The following is a 20,258-nucleotide window of genomic DNA, read 5'->3' as shown; positions in this document are numbered from 1 at the left end:
ATGGCAAAGCAGATGCTTGCAGTGTTGGGAGATTTTTATCATGAGGAAGACCGGGCAAGATCATCGCTGGAATTGGCGATTAATCAAATGAAGGAGCCGATAACCATAACCTTCGCTACCGTTTTAGACCTTCAAAACGAACTTTCAGATAAGTGGGATGGCGTTATTTTGTTTGCTGAAAACAGATTAAACCCGCAGGATGAGCAGGTGGAAACGTGGATGAATGAAGAAGCAGCTGAAGCGATTGCCTCTTTCGTTAAAAAAGGAGGGAGCTGGCTTGCCTGGCACTCAGGCCTGTCCTCCTATGATTCAGTGGATACATATACAGATATGCTTAAAGGTTCTTTCGACTATCATCCAAAAAAGCATCAAGTCGTCCGCTACTCAATTGACGAAAGGTCCGCTTATTCATCCCTTGAATCCTTCTCTATTGTAGATGAACATTACTTTGTCCACTGTACCGCAGAACCGGAAGAGATCTTTATGCACTCCTCCTCGGTCGACGGCGACTCCATAGCGGGATGGTCCCATGCTTATGGTGCAGGCAAAGTAGTCTGCCTGACGCCGGCCCATAATGAAGAAGGCTTAACCGACCCATCTTTTACACGCGTATTGGCAGCGGCACTTCACCAATTGTAATGACTTGTTTTGTCGGCTTAATCCGTATTTCTCTGATTTAAAGTTTCTTGTTTCGAGGGATTAAAAAGAATTTTAATAAAGCTTCACCATGAGCTAATCCTTTAAAAAAATAGGTTCATTGCAGCGGAAGGCGGGGACTTTAGCGTGATGAAGCGGGAAAGGTGAGACACTGCAGATGCGAAGCATCAATGTGGCTCACCTCCCGCCACGTAAGAAAGCCTCCGCCTGGAACGGAAATGAACCGGTCTTCTTCTTAATGAATTTAGGACTAAAAATAACGTTTGCCACTTTAATCATAAACCTTATGGATGATTTCTTAAAAAAAGTATAGGTTCATTGCAGCGGAAGGCGGGGACTCCAGCGTGAAGAAGCGGGAAGGGTGAGACACTGCAGATGCGAAGCATCAAAGAGGCTCACCTCCCGCCACGCGGAAAGCCTCCGCCTGGAACGGAAATGAACCGGTCTTCTTCTTAATGAATTTAGGACTAAAAATAACGTTTGCCACTTTAATCATAAACCTTATGGATGATTTCTTAAAAAAAGTATAGGTTCATTGGAGTGTAAGGCGGGGACTCCAGCGTGATGAAGCGGGAAGGGTGAGACACAGAAGATGCGAAGCACCAATGTGGCTCACCTCCCGCCACGCGGAAAGCCTCCGCCTGAAGCGGAAATGAACCGGTCCCCTTTATAAAAAAAACTGTCAATCCCAGAATAAAACAGAAAAATTCCATTTAAACAAATAACTTTCTTTTGTTACGGAAACAATACTCCTATATTGAAGAAGGTTAGGTGGAATGATGGATAAAAAAGAACAGTGCTTTGATGAAGAAAGTGTTTTTGTGATTTTACGCAATCCTCACTCGCAAGGAGTAGCGAACGTACAGGAAGCCTTTGTCGTTCCTCATCCTGAACTTCCGGACCAAAAATCATTGTACCTTTACGACACGTATTATCCACTAACAGAAGACGTAGCAGTATATCCTACAGCATTCGAGGCAGACCGTGCGTTCAGGGAAGCTTTCGGTATTCCGGATCAGGAGAGCTACCATGGTTAAGCCATTCGTACCGCAGCTGATATTTGTCGAGCCCCGTGCAATGGAGTATCCACTTGGTAAACAGCTTGTTGAAAAATTTAAGGGAATGGGGATCGAAATTAAAGAAACGACGTCTCATAATCAAATCCGAAACCTACCCGGTGACAACCATTTTCAGAAGTATCGGAAGGCAAAATCCACGCTCGTGATTGGTGTGAGGAAAACGCTGAAGTTTGATACGTCCAAACCGTCTGCAGAATATGCAATCCCTTTTGTTACAGGCTGCATGGGGCATTGCCATTACTGCTATCTGCAAACGACGATGGGAGACAAGCCGTATATCCGTACCTATGTAAATGTAGAAGAAATTTTTGACCAGGCAGACGAATATATGAAAGAACGGATGCCGGAAGAAACAAGGTTCGAAGCCTCCTGTACTTCTGATATTGTGGGGGTGGATCATTTAACGCATACATTAAAGCGGGCGATTGAACATTTCGGTGCCACAGAGCATGGAAGACTCCGATTTGTAACAAAATTTGCCCATGTAGACCATTTGTTAGATGCCAAACACAATGGACGAACCCGCTTTCGTTTCAGCATTAACGATCATTACATTATAAAGAATTTCGAACCGGGAACCTCCCGTCTTGATGAACGGATCGAAGCGGCAGTTAAAGTAGCAGAGGCAGGCTATCCCCTAGGGTTCATCATAGCCCCCATTTACCTTCATGACGGCTGGCAGGAAGGCTACGGGGAGATGATGGAAAAACTGGAGTCCAAGCTTCCCGCCTTTGCAAAAAAAGACTTAACATTTGAAATGATTCAGCATCGCTTCACAAAACCGGCTAAACGTGTGATTGAGAAAAACTATCCGATGACAAAGCTCGAGCTTGATGAATCGGCCCGTAAGTGGAAATGGGGAAGATACGGCATTGGAAAATATGTCTATCAGGATGATGAACAGGAACAAATTAAAGGTACGCTAGCAGGTTATATTGACAATATGTTCCCTCAAGCGAAAATCGAATACTTTACGTAATCCTTAAACAGTCAGTTTTCACTCTGACTGTTTTATTTTTTTAACTAGGCATTTTATGTATGCTTGCAGCGAATTAAAAGACGTAAAAAAATAATTAAAATGGTAAAAACTATTTGATTTATCCAGTAATTAATAGTATTCTTAATAAAGAACAAGTTATCTTAGACGAGTAGGATAGATGAGATGATCTACACTTTCAGACAAGGGGGAAGGGAAAGAATGAAAACGAGCGGATATAATGGAGGTAAAAGCCTATGAAGCTGAAGTATAAGATTGACTGCAGACTTAAAAAGAAGCACAGGTACAGTATTTATACAGGCCGCTGTATTGTTTGCAACAAGAAAAAATCCGAGACTACGCCCTCTAAAAGCAAAATTGTATCGGCTTAAATAAAAAAGATGATTTTTTTTAATCTATACGTTCTATATAAAGAATAAAAAGCGACTCTGAAATGATCAGAATCGCTTTTTATTATGTAATTTAAGCTAATTTCAGCGCCTTTTCATTTTGATGAAGGCTGCGATATTTGATGATTTGTGTGATGTACCAGATCAAGACGATAAAGGACAATGCCAGCCCAATGCCGACTGATAAATGATAATCCAGTCCGAGACCTTCCGGCGCGTAAAAAATATACGTGCAGACTACGCCGGTCATGAACATAGCCGGAATGCCGCAGATCCAGTGAAATCGGTTATGTCTCAACAGATAGATTGCACCGGTCCAAAGCATGACAGACGCGACAACCTGATTGGTCCAGCCGACATATCTCCAAAGGAACGTATAGTCGATCGTAGCAAGGAAGAAAGTCGGGATGGCTACTGGAATGGTAATTAAGATAATTTTTGTTTTGTTTTCCATATTAAAAAACTTTGACATGAGTTCCGTTAAAATCATTCGGGATGACCGTAACGCTGTATCTCCTGTTGTGATTGGCAGGATGATGACCCCAAGGATCGCCAGAATGCCGCCAAGTGTACCAAGAAGCGTGGTAGAAATTTCATTAACCACACCCGAAGGTCCTCCTGCTGCAAGGGCTTCCTGCAAACCTGCTGTACCATTGAAAAATGTCATGCCGGCTGCGGCCCAGATTAGTGCAATGACGCCCTCTGTCACCATCGCCCCGTAAAAAATTCTTCTTCCATCTGATTCCTTTTTCATCGTGCGGGCAATGATCGGGCTTTGTGTACTATGAAAACCTGAGATTGCTCCGCATGAAATCGTGACCATGAGAAGCGGCCAGATTGGCAGTTCACCTGGATGAAGATTTTGGAGTGTCAGGTTGGGTATCGGATTTTCGCTGAATATTAAAGCAACGCCGATTGCTACTGCCATAAAAAGCAGGATGCCGCCAAGCACCGGATATATTTTTCCAATCACACGGTTTATTGGCAGGATGGTTGCGAGTAAAAAGTAGCTGAATATTAAAATAAGAGCAACGGTAAAGCTTAATGGCGTAATTTGAGCGATTAGTTGTGCAGGCCCAGCTGTGAAAGCGGCTGCTACAAGCATCATTAAGACGAGGGACAATCCGTTTATCATGGATTTCACGGTCTTCCCTAAATACTTCCCTACTAAGGTAGGATACTGTGCGCCTCCATGTCTCATTGAAAGCATGCCGGAGAAATAATCATGCACGCCTCCTGCAAAAATCGTGCCTGCAACGATCCAAATAAAAGCAGAGGGACCGTAAAGTGCACCCGCTACTGCGCCGTAAATTGGGCCAAGTCCGGCGATATTAAGAAGCTGAATCAGGTTTCCCTTCCACCAGCTCATCGGAACATAATCCAGATTGTCGCGCTTTGTATAAGCGGGAGTGGAGGTTTCATCATTAATAACAAAAACTCTTTCTACAAATTTCGAATAAAAAACATAGCCTGCGATCAGTAAAACAATGCTTGCAAAAAATGTTACCATGACAATCCCTCCTGCTGCATCAGTAAATAATAGAATATAGGGAATAGTAACACGAGGATGTGAGGAGGGGAACCCCGTTTTCAGAAAAAATACAGTATTTCGTCAATTTAAGCGTTTCCACGTTTAAAATGAATAAATTGCTCTATTTTGATGGATATTATTTACTTATTATTAAGCTGGTAATTTATTTACTTCTCTATTAGACTAAATACAATCAACTTAAATAAGTGAAAAGGAGAATCAATATGTTGTCGTTTTTTAAGACTTCCTGTTCCATTTGCAAACGGAAAATAAAGCCCTTGGTTCCATTCAGAAATGATAGCGGAAAAATAATTAAGATCTGCAGCGGCTGTCGGGAGTATGCCGAAAGACGAGCCTATCAAAAAGTAAACTAGTCATTTTAAGTGATCATATATGCCTTGATATAAGAGATTTAAGGGAAAAATGTCGCTTGATAACTGAGTCTTTTTTCTTAAAATATCTGAAATATAAATTATTTTGTAGAAAAATGTTTAAGTGGAATGTATTTAAGGTATTACATAATAAGTCTTTTAGCGCAATTTAATGAAAGAACGGTCTGGGAGGCTAAAAAATAGAGAGTGATTAATATGTCACTATAATGGATACCAATCATTTTACATAATCAAAGCTAACGTTATTCTTTTACTTCCCAGCTGGGCAGTATGGCTGTCTGTCAGCCTGCTGAACATCTTTCTTCTAAATTGTTAGGTAACTATTTTTTAAAAGTTTTGCCAGAGTACTATAGTAGAAATATAGATTAAGGGGGATAATCATTGTGATGAAAAAATGGGTATGCATCAGTACGATGGCTTTAGGCACAATGCTGGCTGGCTGTGTGGGCGGATCAGGCGGCGGCAACGAATCTGAAGAAGGCGGCGGCGGAGAAGGCACCATCAGCTTCATTCACTGGCGAGGGGAAGATAAGGCGGTTTTTGATGAATTAATTGCCAAGTTTGAAGAAGAAAATCCGAACATTCAGGTCGATATGACGATTTATCCGTCTGAACAATATCAATCTACTGCTCAGACCCTGCTGAGAGACGGTTCCACTGGAGATGTCTTCACAAGCTTTCCGGGGTCCCAAATGGAAATCATTAATCAGGCAGGTCTATTTGAAGACTTAAGCGGCGAAGAATTTTTAGAAAATTACAACGATGAACTGATAACGGCTGGTCAGATTGACGACAAGCAGATGGCAGTACCGCTTCAGCTCGTATTTAATCAGCCAGTCTATAATGCAGGATTATTCGAAGAGCTCGGACTTGAGCCTGCGGATGACTGGGAAGGCTTTTTAGCTCTTTGCCAGGAACTAAAGGATGCGGGCTATACACCGATCGCATTCCCGGGATCTGATATAGGACCTGGGCAATTCATGAATTCAATGATGATGAATAATGCACCTGAGGAAGATATTTTTGAAAGGCTTATGGCGGGAGAAGCAAAGTTGACGGATGAGTGGTGGGTTCAAACACTTTCTCAGTTCCAGGAGCTTGAAGAAAGAGGCTTTTTAAACGCTGATTCACTCGGAACAAACCATACTTCCGCGATTGCCCAGCTTGCCAATGAGGAAGCAGCTATGCTAGCGAGCGGCTCTTATGCAATGGCTGGTGTAAAAGAAATCAATCCGGATATTGAACTTGGTCTGCTTGCCCCAATTACGACAGAAGCAGCAGAAGCTGAGTGGGAAGGCATCAACACGACTACCTTTATGCTTGCCGTGAATGCCAATTCAGAGAAAAAAGAAGCAGCGAAAACATTTGTTGAATTTTTGTCTGATGTGGATAATGCTTCGACCTATGCAAATGAGACGGGGCAGCATGTGACAGTAGAGGATGTTGAATATGAATCGGAAGAACTTAAATCCACCTCTGAATGGATGGATCGCAATACAAGATTTCAGCCGCGATTCCTGATCACAAATGCAGACATTGAAAGAGCGGTGATCGCTTCGATTCAATCTGTGGTTGGAGGCGAAACGCCTGAAGCTGCGGCAGAAGAAGCCCAGCAGATCGTCGATGAAAATCTGGACTAATTTGCGGTCTAAGGTACAACGAATAGAATAATACTCAATTTCAGATCAGACTGCTGGTTTGGCGCTTACACATTTTACTGAGAATTCCTGATTTGGCGAATTGTCAAAAGCAATGCGCAAAACAGTTATAAACAGTGAGAGTGCAGGCATCGGCCAACAGTCTGATTCTTATTTTCTAAACGATCTATTAGATCAATTCTAATTATGCAAGGGGGGACCCCATTGAATTTTCGTAAAAATAAATCACTGTTTTTATTTCTTTTACCGGGCCTTATTTTATACTCTATCTTCTTTATCGTGCCGACCATTAATGCGGTCATTTATTCGTTTACGGATTGGGACGGGTTGTCTCCGGATTTTAATGTAGTTGGATTTGATAACTATATTAATATTGTGACCAATGATTCTATATTTCTTAAAGCCTTCGTCAATAATATTAAATTTATGCTGTTTGTCCTGATTTTCCAAACTGTTTTTTCCCTTATTTTCGCAATGTTTTTAATTAAGAATACGAAAACCAATATTTTCCTTAGGGCGTTGTACTTTTTCCCAACCATCCTGAGCTCGGTATCCGTTGCGTTTATTTGGACATTTATTTACGATCCAAGCATCGGGGTTCTCAATACGGTGCTTGACTCAATCAATTTAGGATTTTTAAAGCAGAGCTGGCTTGGAAATCAGGACCTGGCGATCTTTTCTGTTGCGGTTACGCAGGTATGGTTTCACACTGGGCAAATGCTCATCATTTTTGTTGCTGGTCTCCAGGCAATTCCAAAGGATCTGTACGAAGTGGCGGATATGGAAGGAGCCCGCAAGTGGGATCGATTCCGCTTTGTTACCTGGCCAATGATTGCGCCATCCGCTACGATTGTTATGGCGTATACGACAATTCAGTCCTTTAAAGCATTTGATTTGATCTTTGCCATGACACGTGGAGGTCCCAATTATTCAACTGAAATTCTGGCGACTTTAATTTACTCAACCGCATTTAGAAGCTTTGAGTTTGGGTACGCTTCTGCACAGTCTGTGATTTTCATGATTGTCATTGCCCTGATTACAGTAGCCCAATTCAGGTTATTACGCGCCAGCAGAGTGCAGGAATAGAAAGGAGTGAGAAGCGTTGAAAGCATTTAAAATTATTTTGCTCAGTCTTTTTGCACTGGTGATTATCATTCCGTTGATTGCCGTCATTTTCACCACCTTTAAGTCAACCACTGAGGTGTTTGCAAATATTCTTGGCGTTCCTGAATCCTTCAGATTCGATAATTATGTATCTATTTTTGTCGACCAGCCAATGGCAAGGTACTTTATGAACAGTGTTATTGTTACGTTATTTTCAGTAACCTTTACGATCTTTTTTGCAAGTTTAATTGCCTATGCGATTACAAGAATGTTCGGCTGGATTGGAGTTGTCTTTTTTTCCTTGTTCACGCTTGGGATGATGGTTCCGGCGCAGGTCAATATGATTCCTCTTTATCAGCTTGTATTTGATCTTGGCTTAACCAATTCACTGCTCGGTCTCATTCTGGTGAATATTTCGGTTACGATGCCGGTTGCGATTTTCATTATGAGCGGCTTCATGAAGTCAATTCCTAAGACGCTGTTTGAGGCTGCAAGAATTGACGGGGCAAGCGAATGGAAAATGTACAGAAAAATCGCGATTCCATTATCAATTCCCTCTATTGCTGCAACATCGATTTTCCTTTTTGTCATGCATTGGAATGATCTCTTGTATCCATTGCTGTTTATTACAAAAAATGAATACAAAACACTTCCACTGGCGCTTCTTGAATTCCAGGGTGAGTATGCGACCAATTATCCGATGCTTTTCACAGGCGTTCTAATTGCGTCAGCACCAATGGTTCTAGCTTACTTATTCCTGCAGCGCTACTTTATAGAAGGCGTGACAGCAGGGGCAGTGAAGGGCTAAAGTGTAGGAATTCCAATAGAAAAAATATGAAAAGCAGATCCAATTGGGTCTGCTTTTTTTGATTGGGCGGGAAGAAAGGGACATACCTTGATTTTAAGCTAGACATGTTTTTCAAAGGGCAATTGACAGCGGGGAGTCAACTGGACTATGGTTTATACGGATAGTATTAACCTTGAGAGTGAAAGGATTGAAAACAAATGAGTTTATATAAATTAGCACCTGTTTTTAAAGAAAGAATTTGGGGAGGCCGTAAGCTGGAATCAGCATTTGGCTACAAGATTCCTGAAGGACCGATTGGCGAGTGCTGGGGCATTTCCGCTCATGCACATGGAGAAAGTGTGCTGGAAACAGGTCCTTACAAGGGCATGCGCCTTTCTCAGGTGTGGGAACAGCATAAAGAAGACGTATTTGGTGAATATGAGTTAAACGAATTTCCTCTATTGGTAAAGGTATTGGATGCTGCAGCTGATTTATCGGTGCAAGTACATCCGAATGACGAGCAGGCGATGAAGCTTGAAGGGGAGCCTTATGGAAAAACAGAGTGCTGGTATGTCCTTCACGCGGAACCGGGTGCTGAATTAATCATTGGACATACTGCTCAAACGAAGGAAGAATTTGTCGGCCGTGTGGAAGCAGGTGAATGGTCCTCTCTATTGCAGAAAAAGCCTGTTCAAAAAGGTGACTTTCTCTTTGTAGAAAGCGGTACGATTCACGCGATTGGTGCGGGAATTATGATTCTTGAAATACAGCAGTCGAGTGACACTACGTATCGTGTGTATGATTTTGACCGTACGGATGTAGAGGGCAATAAGCGCGAGCTGCATATTGAAAAAGCGATCGAGGTGTCTAAAATACCGCACGACAATCCGACTCCTGAGCCTGAAATAAAAACGCTCGAGAAAGGGATCTTGACCAAGCTCGTTTCAACAAATGAATTTACGGTTTGGCATCATGACGTAACTTCCGGCTATGAGCTGACGAATGCCGATCGTTTTCAATTACTGAGTGTGATTGAGGGTGAAGGTATGGTGCACGTAGAAAAAACAGGCGAAACCATAGCTGTAGCAAAAGGAGATCACTTTCTAGTGCCGAAAGAATCAGGACGCATCATTGCAGAAGGGTCGATGGAATGGGTGACGAGTGAGGCGTAATTGAATAGAAGAAGTTGACTTGAAGGCGGTTATTGCTTTCAAGTCATTTTTGTTTACAGAAAACTAAATCCCAAATTATAAAAGTAATCAAAAAATTAAGTAGATATGAATAACCAGTAACCATCTATTCATGCTACGATAAATGAATAGGAAAAGGTAAGGAGGAATCAGGATGTCTAAAACGTTATTGTTCATTGGCGACAGTATTACAGAGAGCGGGAGATTTGAGGACCCGGATGGTATTGGCACGGGGTACGTGAAGTTTCTGCAGGATGATATTCTTAGAAAGAATCCAGACTGGACCATTTTAAATCGAGGTGTCTCAGGGGACAAAGTATGGGATCTTGAAAAAAGATGGGATAAAGATGTGCTTGCTCACGAACCCGATGTACTGTCTGTTTCCATCGGAGTGAACGATGTCTGGCATCAGCTGGATCATCCGGAAGATCAGCAGGTTACGCCGGATGAATTTGAACAAGTATATCGTAAACTATTAAACCAGCTTTCAAAAGATACGAGACTAATTTTGATGGAACCGACGATTATTGAAGAAGATCCGGTGTCAAAAGGAAATCAGGAACTGGCTGTGTATGCAGAAATCGTGCGCCTTTTGGCAGAAGAGTACCGCGCTTTTTATGTGCCGACTTATGCTGCATTTATGGAAACGCTGGCAAAAGGGAACCATCCCCCGTTAACAACTGATGGTGTACATATGACTGAAGCAGGAAATCGATTTATGGCAGCAATTTGGAAAGCGAATGTGAGTCTTTAACAGGTAACAAAAACAAGCGAAAGGGTGAGCGTATTGGTTAAGAAAATAAAGGTTGGAATTATTGGGTGCGGAGGAATTGCGAATGCCAAGCATTTGCCGTCTCTGGCAAAATTAAATCAGGTTGAAATCGCTGCTTTTTGTGATATTGAACTAGAAAAAGCCCAGAAAGCTGCGGCACAATTCGGTTTACCAGAGGCGAAGGTGTATGAAAATTACAAGGAATTGCTCAGTGATCCTTCTCTTGATGTGATTCATGTCTGTACTCCGAATAGTTCTCATGCAGAAATCTCCATTACAGCACTCGAAGCGGACAAGCATGTTATGTGTGAAAAACCGATGGCGAAAACGTCCGAAGAAGCAAAAGCGATGGTCGAAGCAGCCAAACGGACAGGCAAGAAGCTGACAATTGGCTACAATAACCGGTACAGACAGGACAGCCGTTATTTAAAACAATTATGTGAGCGCGGGGACCTTGGTGAGATTTACTTTGCTAAAGCACACGCCATCCGCAGAAGAGCCGTGCCTACTTGGGGTGTATTTCTGGATGAAGAAAAACAGGGCGGGGGTCCGTTAATTGACATCGGGACGCATGCACTGGATTTGACGCTTTGGATGATGAACAACTATAAGCCAAAAGCTGTGCTCGGGACAACCTATCACAAGCTTGGTCAAAAGAAGAACGCAGCGAATTTGTTTGGCTCGTGGGATCCTGAGAAATTCACCGTAGAAGACTCGGCATTTGGCTTTATTACGATGGAAAACGGAGCAACGATTTCACTAGAATCGAGCTGGGCCCTAAATACGCTTGATGTGGATGAAGCAAAATGCTCGCTAAGCGGGACAGAAGGCGGAGCGGATATGAAAGACGGCCTTCGTTTAAACGGTGAAAACTTAAGTCAGCTATACACCACCAAAGTGGATTTAAATGACGGAGATATTGCCTTTTATGAAGGAGAGCAGGAAAGTGAAGCCGATCTAGAAGCGAGGTTATGGATTGAGTGCGTTCAACATGATACAAAGCCGCTCGTAAAGCCGGAAGAGGCCTACGTCGTTACACAGGTTTTGGAGGCGTTATACGAATCTGCGAAGACAGGCAGAGCTGTTTATTTAGACGGGGACAACGATTGAAGAGAAAAATAACGTACTCTTGAAAAATGAGCCTTGTGGACATGAAGTTCGAGACGAAAAGGAGACAAAAGGATGCTGACAGCAGGAGTCGATCTTGGGGGAACCCGCGTGAGAGTGGGGGTGCTTGAAGGAGCACGGATGCACTATTGGGAAGAGCGGGATTCTGAAGTGTTAAAAGGACCTGATCATACTCTTTCAATCATTATCCATATGCTTGAGCGCGCAAAAGAAACCATGCCGTTTGAGCGAATTGGCATTTGTGCGCCTGGTCCGCTTGATTATAAGCTCGGTGTATTACTTGACCCGCCAAACCTGCCAGATTGGGGGCTTGTACCGATTACGGATGTATTACAGAAGCATTTTTTACTGCCGGTCCGTCTGCTGAATGATGCAAATGCTGCCGCTCTTTCAGAAGCTGCAAGCGGAGCAGGAAAGGGTTACGAAAGTGTTTGGTTTACGACCGTATCCACAGGTGTTGGAAGCGGCTATGTGAATGATGGACAGCTGATTCAAGGAGCCAGAGGATGCGCTGGCGAGATTGGGAATATGATTATTCTTCCTGAAGGCCGCCATCAGTCGAATTTAAACCCTGGTGCGCTGGAATCATATGTGAGCGGAACAGCCATTTCTGCGATCAGCAGAGAACGGTTCGGCTGGCAGAATGGGGCAAAGGAAGCAATCGAGCGTGCTATGGCAGGAGAAAAAGAGGCAGTAGAGCTGATAGATGAGACGATGACTTATTTATCTATCGCGATCGCAAACATTGTTCATACTGTTAATCCGGCAATCTTTGTGTTTGGAGGCGGAGTGATGACGCAGCATGATTATCTGCTTCCTATTCTGGCTGAAAAGACGAACGCAAGAGTGTATGCAAGTCTTCAGCGCTCTTTTGATTTTGCGTATGCTGTGCATGGCAATGAAGCAGGCGTATTAGGGGCAGCTGTGTATGTCAGGGAATTAAATCTTTCTTGATCATTTCCTTGACTGCAAAAGACCGATCATGAGGGCAGAAGCTCGTGATCGGTCCCTTTTTATTGTCCGTTTCCCTAATTATAATCCCAAAGAATTCGCCACTCTCCATGTTCCTCGGCAACGTACACCTCCTGCATAAAATTGAATTTCCCGTATTTCCCTTTATACGTCTGGATCACGATAAATTTATGTGCTTTCACTACGGGAGGAAGATCCTTTGCCATTCTCCACTCCTCTATTTCTTCCACTTCTTCAATTGTAAATTGAAACGTATCCGCCCCAAAGTGATTGATAAATACATGTGCACGATCCTGAATAAACGACCCTTTTGTCCACCTATCCTTCATAAACGAATGCAGCAATTCCCAAGAATCGGTGAAATCCCCTTTTTGTTCATGCTCATAAAAATCTTCAACGGCATGAATGGCTTGATAATCATCTGAAAAGATGCGAAATAGAAGAGTGAAAAACAAAAGTAAAATAAAAAACGCACCAACCGCAAGCAAAAGGATTCTATTCTGATGATGTCTTCTTCTCATGATGTCCTCCTTTAGGTAAGGTGATGAGTTCTCATTTTTCTAAGCACGACCGAGATAACTGCAGCGCAAACAAACTGCTGTGCTCCACTTATCCCGTCGCTGCCATCAGCATCACATCTAATAAAGGGGTGTATGTCTTAGGATATGAAATAAGTAAAAATTTAGTATATAAATAGGAAGATCACTTATAAATGGATGACAATCATTTCGGTAGTGAAAGAATCAATAGAAATATAGCGGAATATACCCATTTCTATATGTCTTTATACATAAATAGTTTATTATAGAAAGAAAGATAGAGAGAAGAAAAGAGGGGCTCATTTGAAACTATTGAAAGTATTTTCCTCATTCCTATTAATGGCAGCTGTGGTGACACCGCTGTCGCAGCACTCAGTCGAAGGAGCTGACACAGGGAATGGGGACACAGTTATTATTAACAACGAATCTTTTAACCCGGCAGTCACCCAGTCTACCGGAGCATTTTCAATGAAGAACGTGAATGAAAGCCTGACAAAGCATGAATCACTATCTCAGGAAGCCTATAAAATTGACCTGCAGCTTAATTTTGATCCAGAACAAGCAGATGCTCCCCTGTTTAACAAGCAGTCTAAGCAGAGCAAGGTCTATTCTGTTGGGGATCAGCAGGATTTTTGGGTTTATAATGCACGTACAGAAGGCGACTATCAGCTTATTGCAGAACTAAAACATAGTGGTGAGCAAGGAGATATATGGGTACATAATAACGAAATTTCTGCTGCAAAGGCAAAAGAGATCAGCGATGAGTTTGATCAAAAAATTTACCCATTAGTCACAGAGAACTTTGCAGGCGAATCTGATGTCGACCGCAACGGCAAAGTGTCCATTTTAATCTTTGATATTCAAGATGGATTTACAGCTTTTGGAGGAGGCTATATTGGAGGCTATTTTTACAATCGGGACCTTTTTGCTTCACCAAAGTCCAATAATCAGGAGATCTTTTACATCGATACGTATCCTTCAATGGGCTTTGATAAAGGCTCATACGATGTCAGCAAGGCTTTTTCAACCATCGCTCATGAATTCCAGCATATGGTTAATTACAACCAAAACGTGCTGGTTGAAAAAGGACCTGAAATGGACATTTGGCTGAATGAAGCACTTTCGATGGCAGCTGAGCATATGTATCTCGGTCCATTGCGGAGCCGGGTAAGCTATTATGAAAGATCTCAATCTATTGCAAACGGACATTCCCTGCTTTATTGGGATCGGAATGGGGATGTGCTTTCCAATTACTCCTTGTCCTATTTATTTGGGCAGTACATGCGAATTCAGGCAGATCAGGGAAATGACATTTACAAAGAGCTGCTTGAAAACGAAAAATCGACGAAGCTGGCACTTGAAGATGTAATTCAAACGCATATTGATCCAAAGAAAACGGCCGGACAGTTTTTAACGGACTTCCGCCAGGCTCTTTTCATGAATGAGGAAGATGGATTGTACGGTTTTAACGGTGAACCGATGCTTTCTGAGATCACCAGTCCTCTTTATCAAGGAACCCTTCCTCAAAAACTGAGAGGGGGAGGAGCCATCAATGTACCGGCCGGAAATGCCGCCGGTTTTGAAGAGCCTGCATCTAAAGGAGATTCAATGCAGTATCGGGTGATTGACGTGACACCGCCTGTCCGTCCGAAGATAGACAGCGCCAATCGCATGTCCGGCACCATATCCGGAACGGCTGAAGCGGGCAGCAAGGTAACAATAAAAGCCGGCAGCAGAGTTCTTGGAGAGGGTGAGGCAGCTGTTAATGGAACGTTTTCCATCCCGGTCAATCCGCAAAAAACAGGAACGGTTTTAAGTGTAACGTCAATGGATAAAGCGGGAAATAAAAGTCCCGCAGCAAGTCTGACGATCAGTTCAAAAACCGGTCGTATCGGCGGAGTGGACCGGTATGAAACAGCCGTTAACATTTCACAGGATGGCTGGAGAGAATCTGACACGGTCGTGCTGGCAACGGGAAGTGATTTTCCGGATGCTTTAGCTGGAGGACCTCTGGCCTACCAGAGAAATGCTCCGATTCTTTTAACAAGATCCACTTCCCTTCATTCAAAAACGGAAAAAGAAATCGACCGTCTCAAAGCAAAGAATGTGCTGATTCTTGGGGGAACGGGTGTCGTTTCTGCTGATGTGGAGGCTAGATTGAAACAAAAAGGTCTTTCTGTAGAGCGAATCGGTGGGAAAAACCGCTATGAAACTGCAGCAAACATTGCGAAAAAACTTCCTTCTCAAAAAGCAGTCGTAGCTGGCGGTTCCGCATTTCCAGATGCACTCTCCGTTTCGCCTTATGCCTCACGAAATGGAATTCCTATTTTGCTGACAAAAAAGAATAGAGTGCCAGATGAAACAGCAGCGGCATTGTCCGGCAAGGATGAGGCGATCATTGTGGGAAGCACGGGGGTTGTAAGTGAGCTTGCAATGGAACAATTTCCGAACCCTGTCCGTTACGGCGGCAAATCACGATATGACACCGCTTTTGAAATAAATCAGCATCTAAAGATGGGCACGACAAATGCCTACGCTGTCACAGGACAGGATTTTCCGGATGCACTGGCCGGGTCAGCTCTTGCGGCAAAAAAAGATGCGGATATTCTGCTTGTTAAGAAACGGTTGATTCCTGAAGCGACGGAAAGCCTTCTTTCCCGTTATCAGGCTTTCACGATTTTCGGCAGTGCAGGCGTGGTCGGAGAAGAAGTAAAGCTGGAATTAGATCGAAGGGCAGATTCATAGAAATCACAAAAAGAGGTTCAAAGACATTGTCTTCGAACCTCTTTTTTCATTTAAGTTCATCCTGATCGTTCGTGTAGGCTACCGTTTTATTTTTAAGCGTCCAGATGCTCATTTCAACGCTTCCATCTACTTCTACATAAAGCGAATGGTTTTCAGGCTTAGCAAACATCCTTGAAGTGAAAACACTCTCTCCATCATTGGCAAAAATCTCAAGCGAAGAATGATCGATATATAATTGAAGGCTGTAAAGATCTGCTGAAAGAATGGAGCTTCTCGCTTCAGGCTTGCCGTTTGCATAGTTGGGTCTTTCAAGCGTTAGAAGGCGCTTATCGGGTTCATAGGTTAGGGTCATATTGCCAAATAGCTCAAGCCTTTTCACCCGTCCTTTTAACTGAACTTCCACAGTTCGCGCGATGAAGCCGGCATACCGGTCTTTAACAGGTCCATCATAGGTTTTTTCTGTGCGCAGGTCTTTCATTTCCGGCAATGGGAGTTGATGCAAGCAGCCGTCGACCAGGCGCAGTTCTCTTGGCAGTGTCATCTGGTGAACCCACCCGTTTTGAATGGTCGGCTGTTCGAATTCCTGCTGATCCGGCACGCCCATCCAGCCAAACAAGATACGCCGTCCTTTTTCATCCTCTGTTGTTTGAGGAGCGTAAAACTCGAAGCCGTGATCAATTTCTTTAAACGTTCCATGGTCAAAGGACGCTGCCTCATAATCCAATTCACCTATTACGTAGCCTGACTGATAGGTATTGTTAAACTGAATTCCGTCCGCTTCAAGGCCCTGTGGTGAAAATAGGAGTATCTCTTTTCCATCCAATTGAAAGACATCCGGGCATTCCCACATATAGCCAAAGTTGGTGAGAGGAGAATGGTTTGCGTGACTGATGGTTCCTCTATTTGTCCATTCCGTTAGATCAGTGGATTCTAATAGCGCTACTGCCCCTTTTTCGTCTTTTGTTTGTGCGCCGATGACCATATACCAGCGACCGCCGTGTTTCCAAACCTTTGGGTCACGAAAATGGGGAGTATATACTTCAGGCAGTTCGACTTGAACCCCTTTTTTTGTAAAGGTAATGCCGTCCGCACTCTCTGCTAAACATTGGTAGCTTTCGCGCTGACCATGCTCGTCCTTGACGTTCCCTGTGTAAAAGAGTTTCATTTTATTATCATCAATAATCGCGCTGCCTGAATAACAGCCGTTTTTGTCGTACCAGTCACCAGGGGTCAAAGCGATCGGCTCCAATGTCCAATCCGTCAAATTTTCTGAGCTGAAATGTCCCCAAAACTTTGCACCGTGTCCTGTTTTAAAGGGCATCCACTGAAAAAATAAATGATAGATGCCTTTCCATTGAATCCAGCCATTCGGGTCATTGAGCAATCCTGTCGGTGGAGCTAAATGGAAGCCTGGGAAAAAGGTATCTTCCTGTACTTTTATTGTTTCCCGTTCAACGGCTTCATACGCTTGTTTCCTAAGTTCTTTGTCAAGACTCATAATCAGATCTCCTTGGAATAAAAGAAGACCTAGAAGCTGCTCCAGGTCTCTTTTTTAGTTTATTATTTTTTCTCAAGCATTTTGTCAGTAAAGCCGAACAAGTAAGTCAGTGTAAAACCAACGCCAATAGCAACCGCATTAACAAGCAAGTAGCCAAAGATTTGTTCATTTAAGTATAACAGGGTTCCCGGGATTACAGTAATCGCCATACCTGTACCCTGAAGATTAAGAATAGAGGCAAGGAATCCTGATGCAGCGCCGCCAATTAAGCCCATTACAAATGGCTTCATATAACGAAGATTTACACCGAATATCGCCGGCTCTGTAATTCCAAGAAAAGCGGAAAGAGCAGAAGGGAAAGCCAATGCTTTTAACTTTTTCGAGCTGGTTTTCACTGCAACAGCGAGAGCTGCTCCACCTTGTGCTGCGATTGCACCTGTAATGATTGGATTAAACGGATTAAAGCCGAGATTCTCTAAAAGCTGTATTTCCAGGAAGTTAAAGATATGGTGAATTCCTGTGATAACGATAATCTGGTGGGTAGCACCAATAATCAGACCGCTTAAGCCAAATGGCAGGTCAAGCAGGAAAAGCATCGCTTCGAAAATTCCGTTTTCAGCAGCGTGAAGAATAGGTCCGATGATGAATAAGGACAATGCGATCATAATCAGCAATACGAGAAAAGGAGTTAAGATTAAATCCAGTGCTTCCGGTATTTTTTTTCTCAGTGCTTTTTCTAATTTTGCTCCTACAAATCCGGCAAAAAATGCGGGTAGAACAGATCCCTGATAGCCAATGATTGGAATGAAGTCAAAGAAATAAATGGGATCAGCTGCTCCCTCTGCAACGGCCCAGGCATTTGGCAGGGCGGGAGAAACGAGCATGAGTCCGAGCACAAGTCCTATAATCGGCGTACCGCCAAAGACTCTAAAAGCGGACCAGGCAACCAGCGCCGGAAGGAAAATAAACGCTGTATCTGTTAAGACCTGTGTAAAGAGAATTAAATTTTCAGGAACGCTATCAGGTGTTAAGCCGAACCAGCCTAGTACCGCTTCTTGAAGCAATAGACCGCGGAGTCCCATGAAAAGTCCAGTTGCCACAAGAACCGGAATGATCGGTACAAAAACATCACCGAATACACGAATGGCGCGCTGAAAAGCATTTCCCTGCTTAGCAGATTCCTTTTTAATATCCGATTTCGTACTGCCGGTTATGCCAAGTTCTTCAACTGCTTCAAAGACGCGGTTGACTGTACCGGTTCCGAAGATAATCTGATACTGACCGGAATTATAAAAAGCCCCTTTAACTTTATCGATATTTTCTATTGCCTCTGTATCTACCTTTTCTTGATCGTGCACCATCACTCTTAAGCGGGTGGCACAGTGTGCAATAGACTGTATATTTTCTTCGCCGCCAATGGCATCAATGACTTGCTTTGCTATTTCAGGATATGTAGCCATTTTATCTCCTCCTCTTAGTATGAATATGTGATCGATTCCACAATTGATGTATAAGCACAAGATCACGCTGGAAATGAAATTTATGTGATCGATTCCATATAAATTAAATAAAAAATGTAAGCGTTTGTAACATCAGGTAAAAAATAAAAGGAACATGTGTGGAATCGATTACATGTCCTTTAGTAATTAGTACTATACACTATCTCTTTTAATCAGTCTATAGGTTTGTGTGTATTTTTCTTTGTCCTTTTTTTGCACCATTTGAGCAAGCAAAAGCTGAGCCGCTTTTTTCCCTGCATCCTTATTATAATAATCTACTGTCGTGAGCGGTGGAGTGAGATGTTTCGACATGGTTGATGCACCGATTCCTGCAACAGCGATGTCTTGCGGGATCGAGTAGCCCTGCTCACGCAAATATTCCATGGCTCCAATTGCCATCCTATCCGTCACAGCAAAAATCGCAGTGGGAAGATTCTTTTCGCTATTTCTAATAATTTTTTTCGCGCATTCATAACCGGATTCAATACTAAAATCACCTTCTTCAATCCATTCCTCTCTGATAGGAAGATTGGTTTTCGCTAAGGTATCGAGATAGCCCATTTTACGCTGCCTGCCAACGGAAGGATCTTCTTCTCCGACGCCAATAAAGGCAATTTTCTTATGATGATTCGCCACGAGCAGGTTTGTTAGATCAGAAGCAGCATGGTAATCGTCATACAATATCGATGTGACACCTGGCAGGTCTTGTCCAATCGAAATAAAAGGAAGGTCTGCTGCAGAAATCGCCTTTATCAAATCGGCATTAATATTCGTTGCAAGCAAAATAATACCGTCGACATGACGGCTTTTGAGCAGACGGATATATTCGATCTCTTTTTCTTTTTTAAGCTCTGTGTCGGTTAACAGGATTTGAAAGTTTTCCTTTGCCACTACTTCATTAATTCCGCTTACAACACGACTTGCGGTTTCAGTGCTGATTTTCGGGAGAATGACGCCAATTACACCTGATTTTTTCGTACGCAACGATTTTGCGGAAAGGCTTGGCGTATAGCCGGTTTCTTCTACAATTTTCATAATCCTTTTGCGGACATCCTCACTTACATAGCCATTATTAAAAACTCTGGATACTGTCGTGCGGGACACGTTCGCCATTTTCGCAATATCATTAATGGTTGTCATTAGAGCGCCTCCCTTACTATATCTACGTTTAGTTTAGGGTACTTTTTCTTTTCTGTCCACGCGGGATTGCAGGAGGGTTAGCATGAATACAAAAAAAGTGGAAGAAAGGGACTAACTACACCCACCCGAAAATAAAGGATATCCGGGGACTGTTAAAGAAGATTTAAAACAGGATCTTTTT

General features: G+C 43.0%; 16 protein-coding genes. 11 read left to right on the top strand and 5 right to left on the bottom strand.

The features are described from left to right. The 3 genes from KR50_RS16615 to splB all read left to right on the top strand — a co-directional run bounded on the left by KR50_RS16615 (position 1) and on the right by splB (position 2,715). The gene (locus tag KR50_RS16615; protein WP_041061293.1) at positions 1–639 is read left to right on the top strand and encodes a ThuA domain-containing protein; all 639 of its coding nucleotides are present in this window, start codon (positions 1–3) and stop codon (positions 637–639) included. A 794-nt stretch (positions 640–1,433) separates the two neighbouring features. Then, positions 1,434–1,694 carry a transcriptional regulator SplA domain-containing protein gene (locus KR50_RS16610; RefSeq protein WP_041061292.1) on the top strand — a complete coding sequence of 87 codons (261 nt, stop codon included), beginning with the start codon at positions 1,434–1,436 and terminating at the stop codon, positions 1,692–1,694. Continuing rightward, entirely contained in the window at positions 1,687–2,715 is a 1,029-nt protein-coding gene (splB, locus tag KR50_RS16605) for a spore photoproduct lyase (protein WP_041061290.1), read from the top strand. Before KR50_RS16610 ends, splB begins: the two co-directional genes overlap by 8 nt. 480 nt (positions 2,716–3,195) lie before the next feature. Here the strand turns inward: splB and KR50_RS16600 are convergent, their stop codons facing one another. Then, on the bottom strand, positions 3,196–4,632 hold the full coding sequence (locus KR50_RS16600) for a carbon starvation CstA family protein (protein WP_041061289.1): 1,437 nt from the start codon (positions 4,630–4,632) through the stop codon (positions 3,196–3,198). Between the two features lie 799 nt (positions 4,633–5,431). Here KR50_RS16600 and KR50_RS16595 point away from each other — a divergent pair. The 7 genes from KR50_RS16595 (at position 5,432) to KR50_RS16565 (ending at position 12,638) form a co-directional block, all read left to right on the top strand. Next, positions 5,432–6,685, top strand: a complete 1,254-nt coding sequence (locus KR50_RS16595) for an ABC transporter substrate-binding protein (RefSeq protein ID WP_156969565.1) — start codon at positions 5,432–5,434, stop codon at positions 6,683–6,685. 222 nt (positions 6,686–6,907) lie between these two features. Further along, the gene (locus KR50_RS16590; RefSeq protein ID WP_232304303.1) at positions 6,908–7,789 is read left to right on the top strand and encodes a carbohydrate ABC transporter permease; all 882 of its coding nucleotides are present in this window, start codon (positions 6,908–6,910) and stop codon (positions 7,787–7,789) included. Positions 7,790–7,805: 16 nt separating this feature from the next. Continuing rightward, positions 7,806–8,615, top strand: a complete 810-nt coding sequence (locus tag KR50_RS16585) for a carbohydrate ABC transporter permease (protein WP_041061280.1) — start codon at positions 7,806–7,808, stop codon at positions 8,613–8,615. Between the two features lie 197 nt (positions 8,616–8,812). Then, complete coding sequence (locus KR50_RS16580; RefSeq protein WP_041061278.1) at positions 8,813–9,766, top strand: type I phosphomannose isomerase catalytic subunit; 954 nt, start codon at positions 8,813–8,815, stop codon at positions 9,764–9,766. Positions 9,767–9,938: 172 nt separating this feature from the next. Then, positions 9,939–10,538, top strand: coding sequence for an SGNH/GDSL hydrolase family protein (locus KR50_RS16575; RefSeq protein ID WP_041061276.1), 600 nt, complete (start codon positions 9,939–9,941; stop codon positions 10,536–10,538). Positions 10,539–10,571: 33 nt separating this feature from the next. Next, a complete protein-coding gene (locus tag KR50_RS16570; protein WP_041061274.1) occupies positions 10,572–11,666 on the top strand; it encodes a Gfo/Idh/MocA family protein in 1,095 nt (364 codons plus the stop codon). A 72-nt stretch (positions 11,667–11,738) separates the two neighbouring features. Further along, positions 11,739–12,638, top strand: coding sequence for an ROK family protein (locus KR50_RS16565; protein ID WP_041061273.1), 900 nt, complete (start codon positions 11,739–11,741; stop codon positions 12,636–12,638). A 74-nt stretch (positions 12,639–12,712) separates the two neighbouring features. Here the strand turns inward: KR50_RS16565 and KR50_RS16560 are convergent, their stop codons facing one another. Next, positions 12,713–13,177 (bottom strand): hypothetical protein, encoded by a 465-nt coding sequence (locus tag KR50_RS16560; protein WP_041061271.1) that lies wholly within the window; start codon positions 13,175–13,177, stop codon positions 12,713–12,715. 321 nt (positions 13,178–13,498) lie between these two features. On the opposite strand from KR50_RS16560, the gene KR50_RS18090 reads away from it, so the two are divergent. Beyond that, positions 13,499–15,940: a cell wall-binding repeat-containing protein gene (locus tag KR50_RS18090; RefSeq protein ID WP_052477184.1), complete on the top strand. Its 2,442-nt coding sequence runs from the start codon at positions 13,499–13,501 to the stop codon at positions 15,938–15,940. Positions 15,941–15,986: 46 nt separating this feature from the next. Here KR50_RS18090 and KR50_RS16550 read toward each other — a convergent pair whose 3' ends face one another. From KR50_RS16550 to KR50_RS16540, 3 genes are all read right to left on the bottom strand, one after another. Then, positions 15,987–17,438, bottom strand: a complete 1,452-nt coding sequence (locus KR50_RS16550; protein WP_041061269.1) for a sucrose-6-phosphate hydrolase — start codon at positions 17,436–17,438, stop codon at positions 15,987–15,989. 62 nt (positions 17,439–17,500) lie between these two features. After that, the gene (locus KR50_RS16545; protein ID WP_041061267.1) at positions 17,501–18,898 is read right to left on the bottom strand and encodes a sucrose-specific PTS transporter subunit IIBC; all 1,398 of its coding nucleotides are present in this window, start codon (positions 18,896–18,898) and stop codon (positions 17,501–17,503) included. Positions 18,899–19,090: 192 nt separating this feature from the next. Beyond that, entirely contained in the window at positions 19,091–20,077 is a 987-nt protein-coding gene (locus KR50_RS16540) for a LacI family DNA-binding transcriptional regulator (RefSeq protein WP_041061265.1), read from the bottom strand. Positions 20,078–20,258: the final 181 nt, after the last annotated feature.

Origin of the sequence: Jeotgalibacillus campisalis, assembly GCF_000829515.1 — a bacterium.
In the GTDB taxonomy this organism is placed as follows: Bacteria; Bacillota; Bacilli; order Bacillales; family Jeotgalibacillaceae; genus Jeotgalibacillus; species Jeotgalibacillus campisalis.
This window is presented reverse-complemented; position numbering and strand designations above follow the sequence as displayed.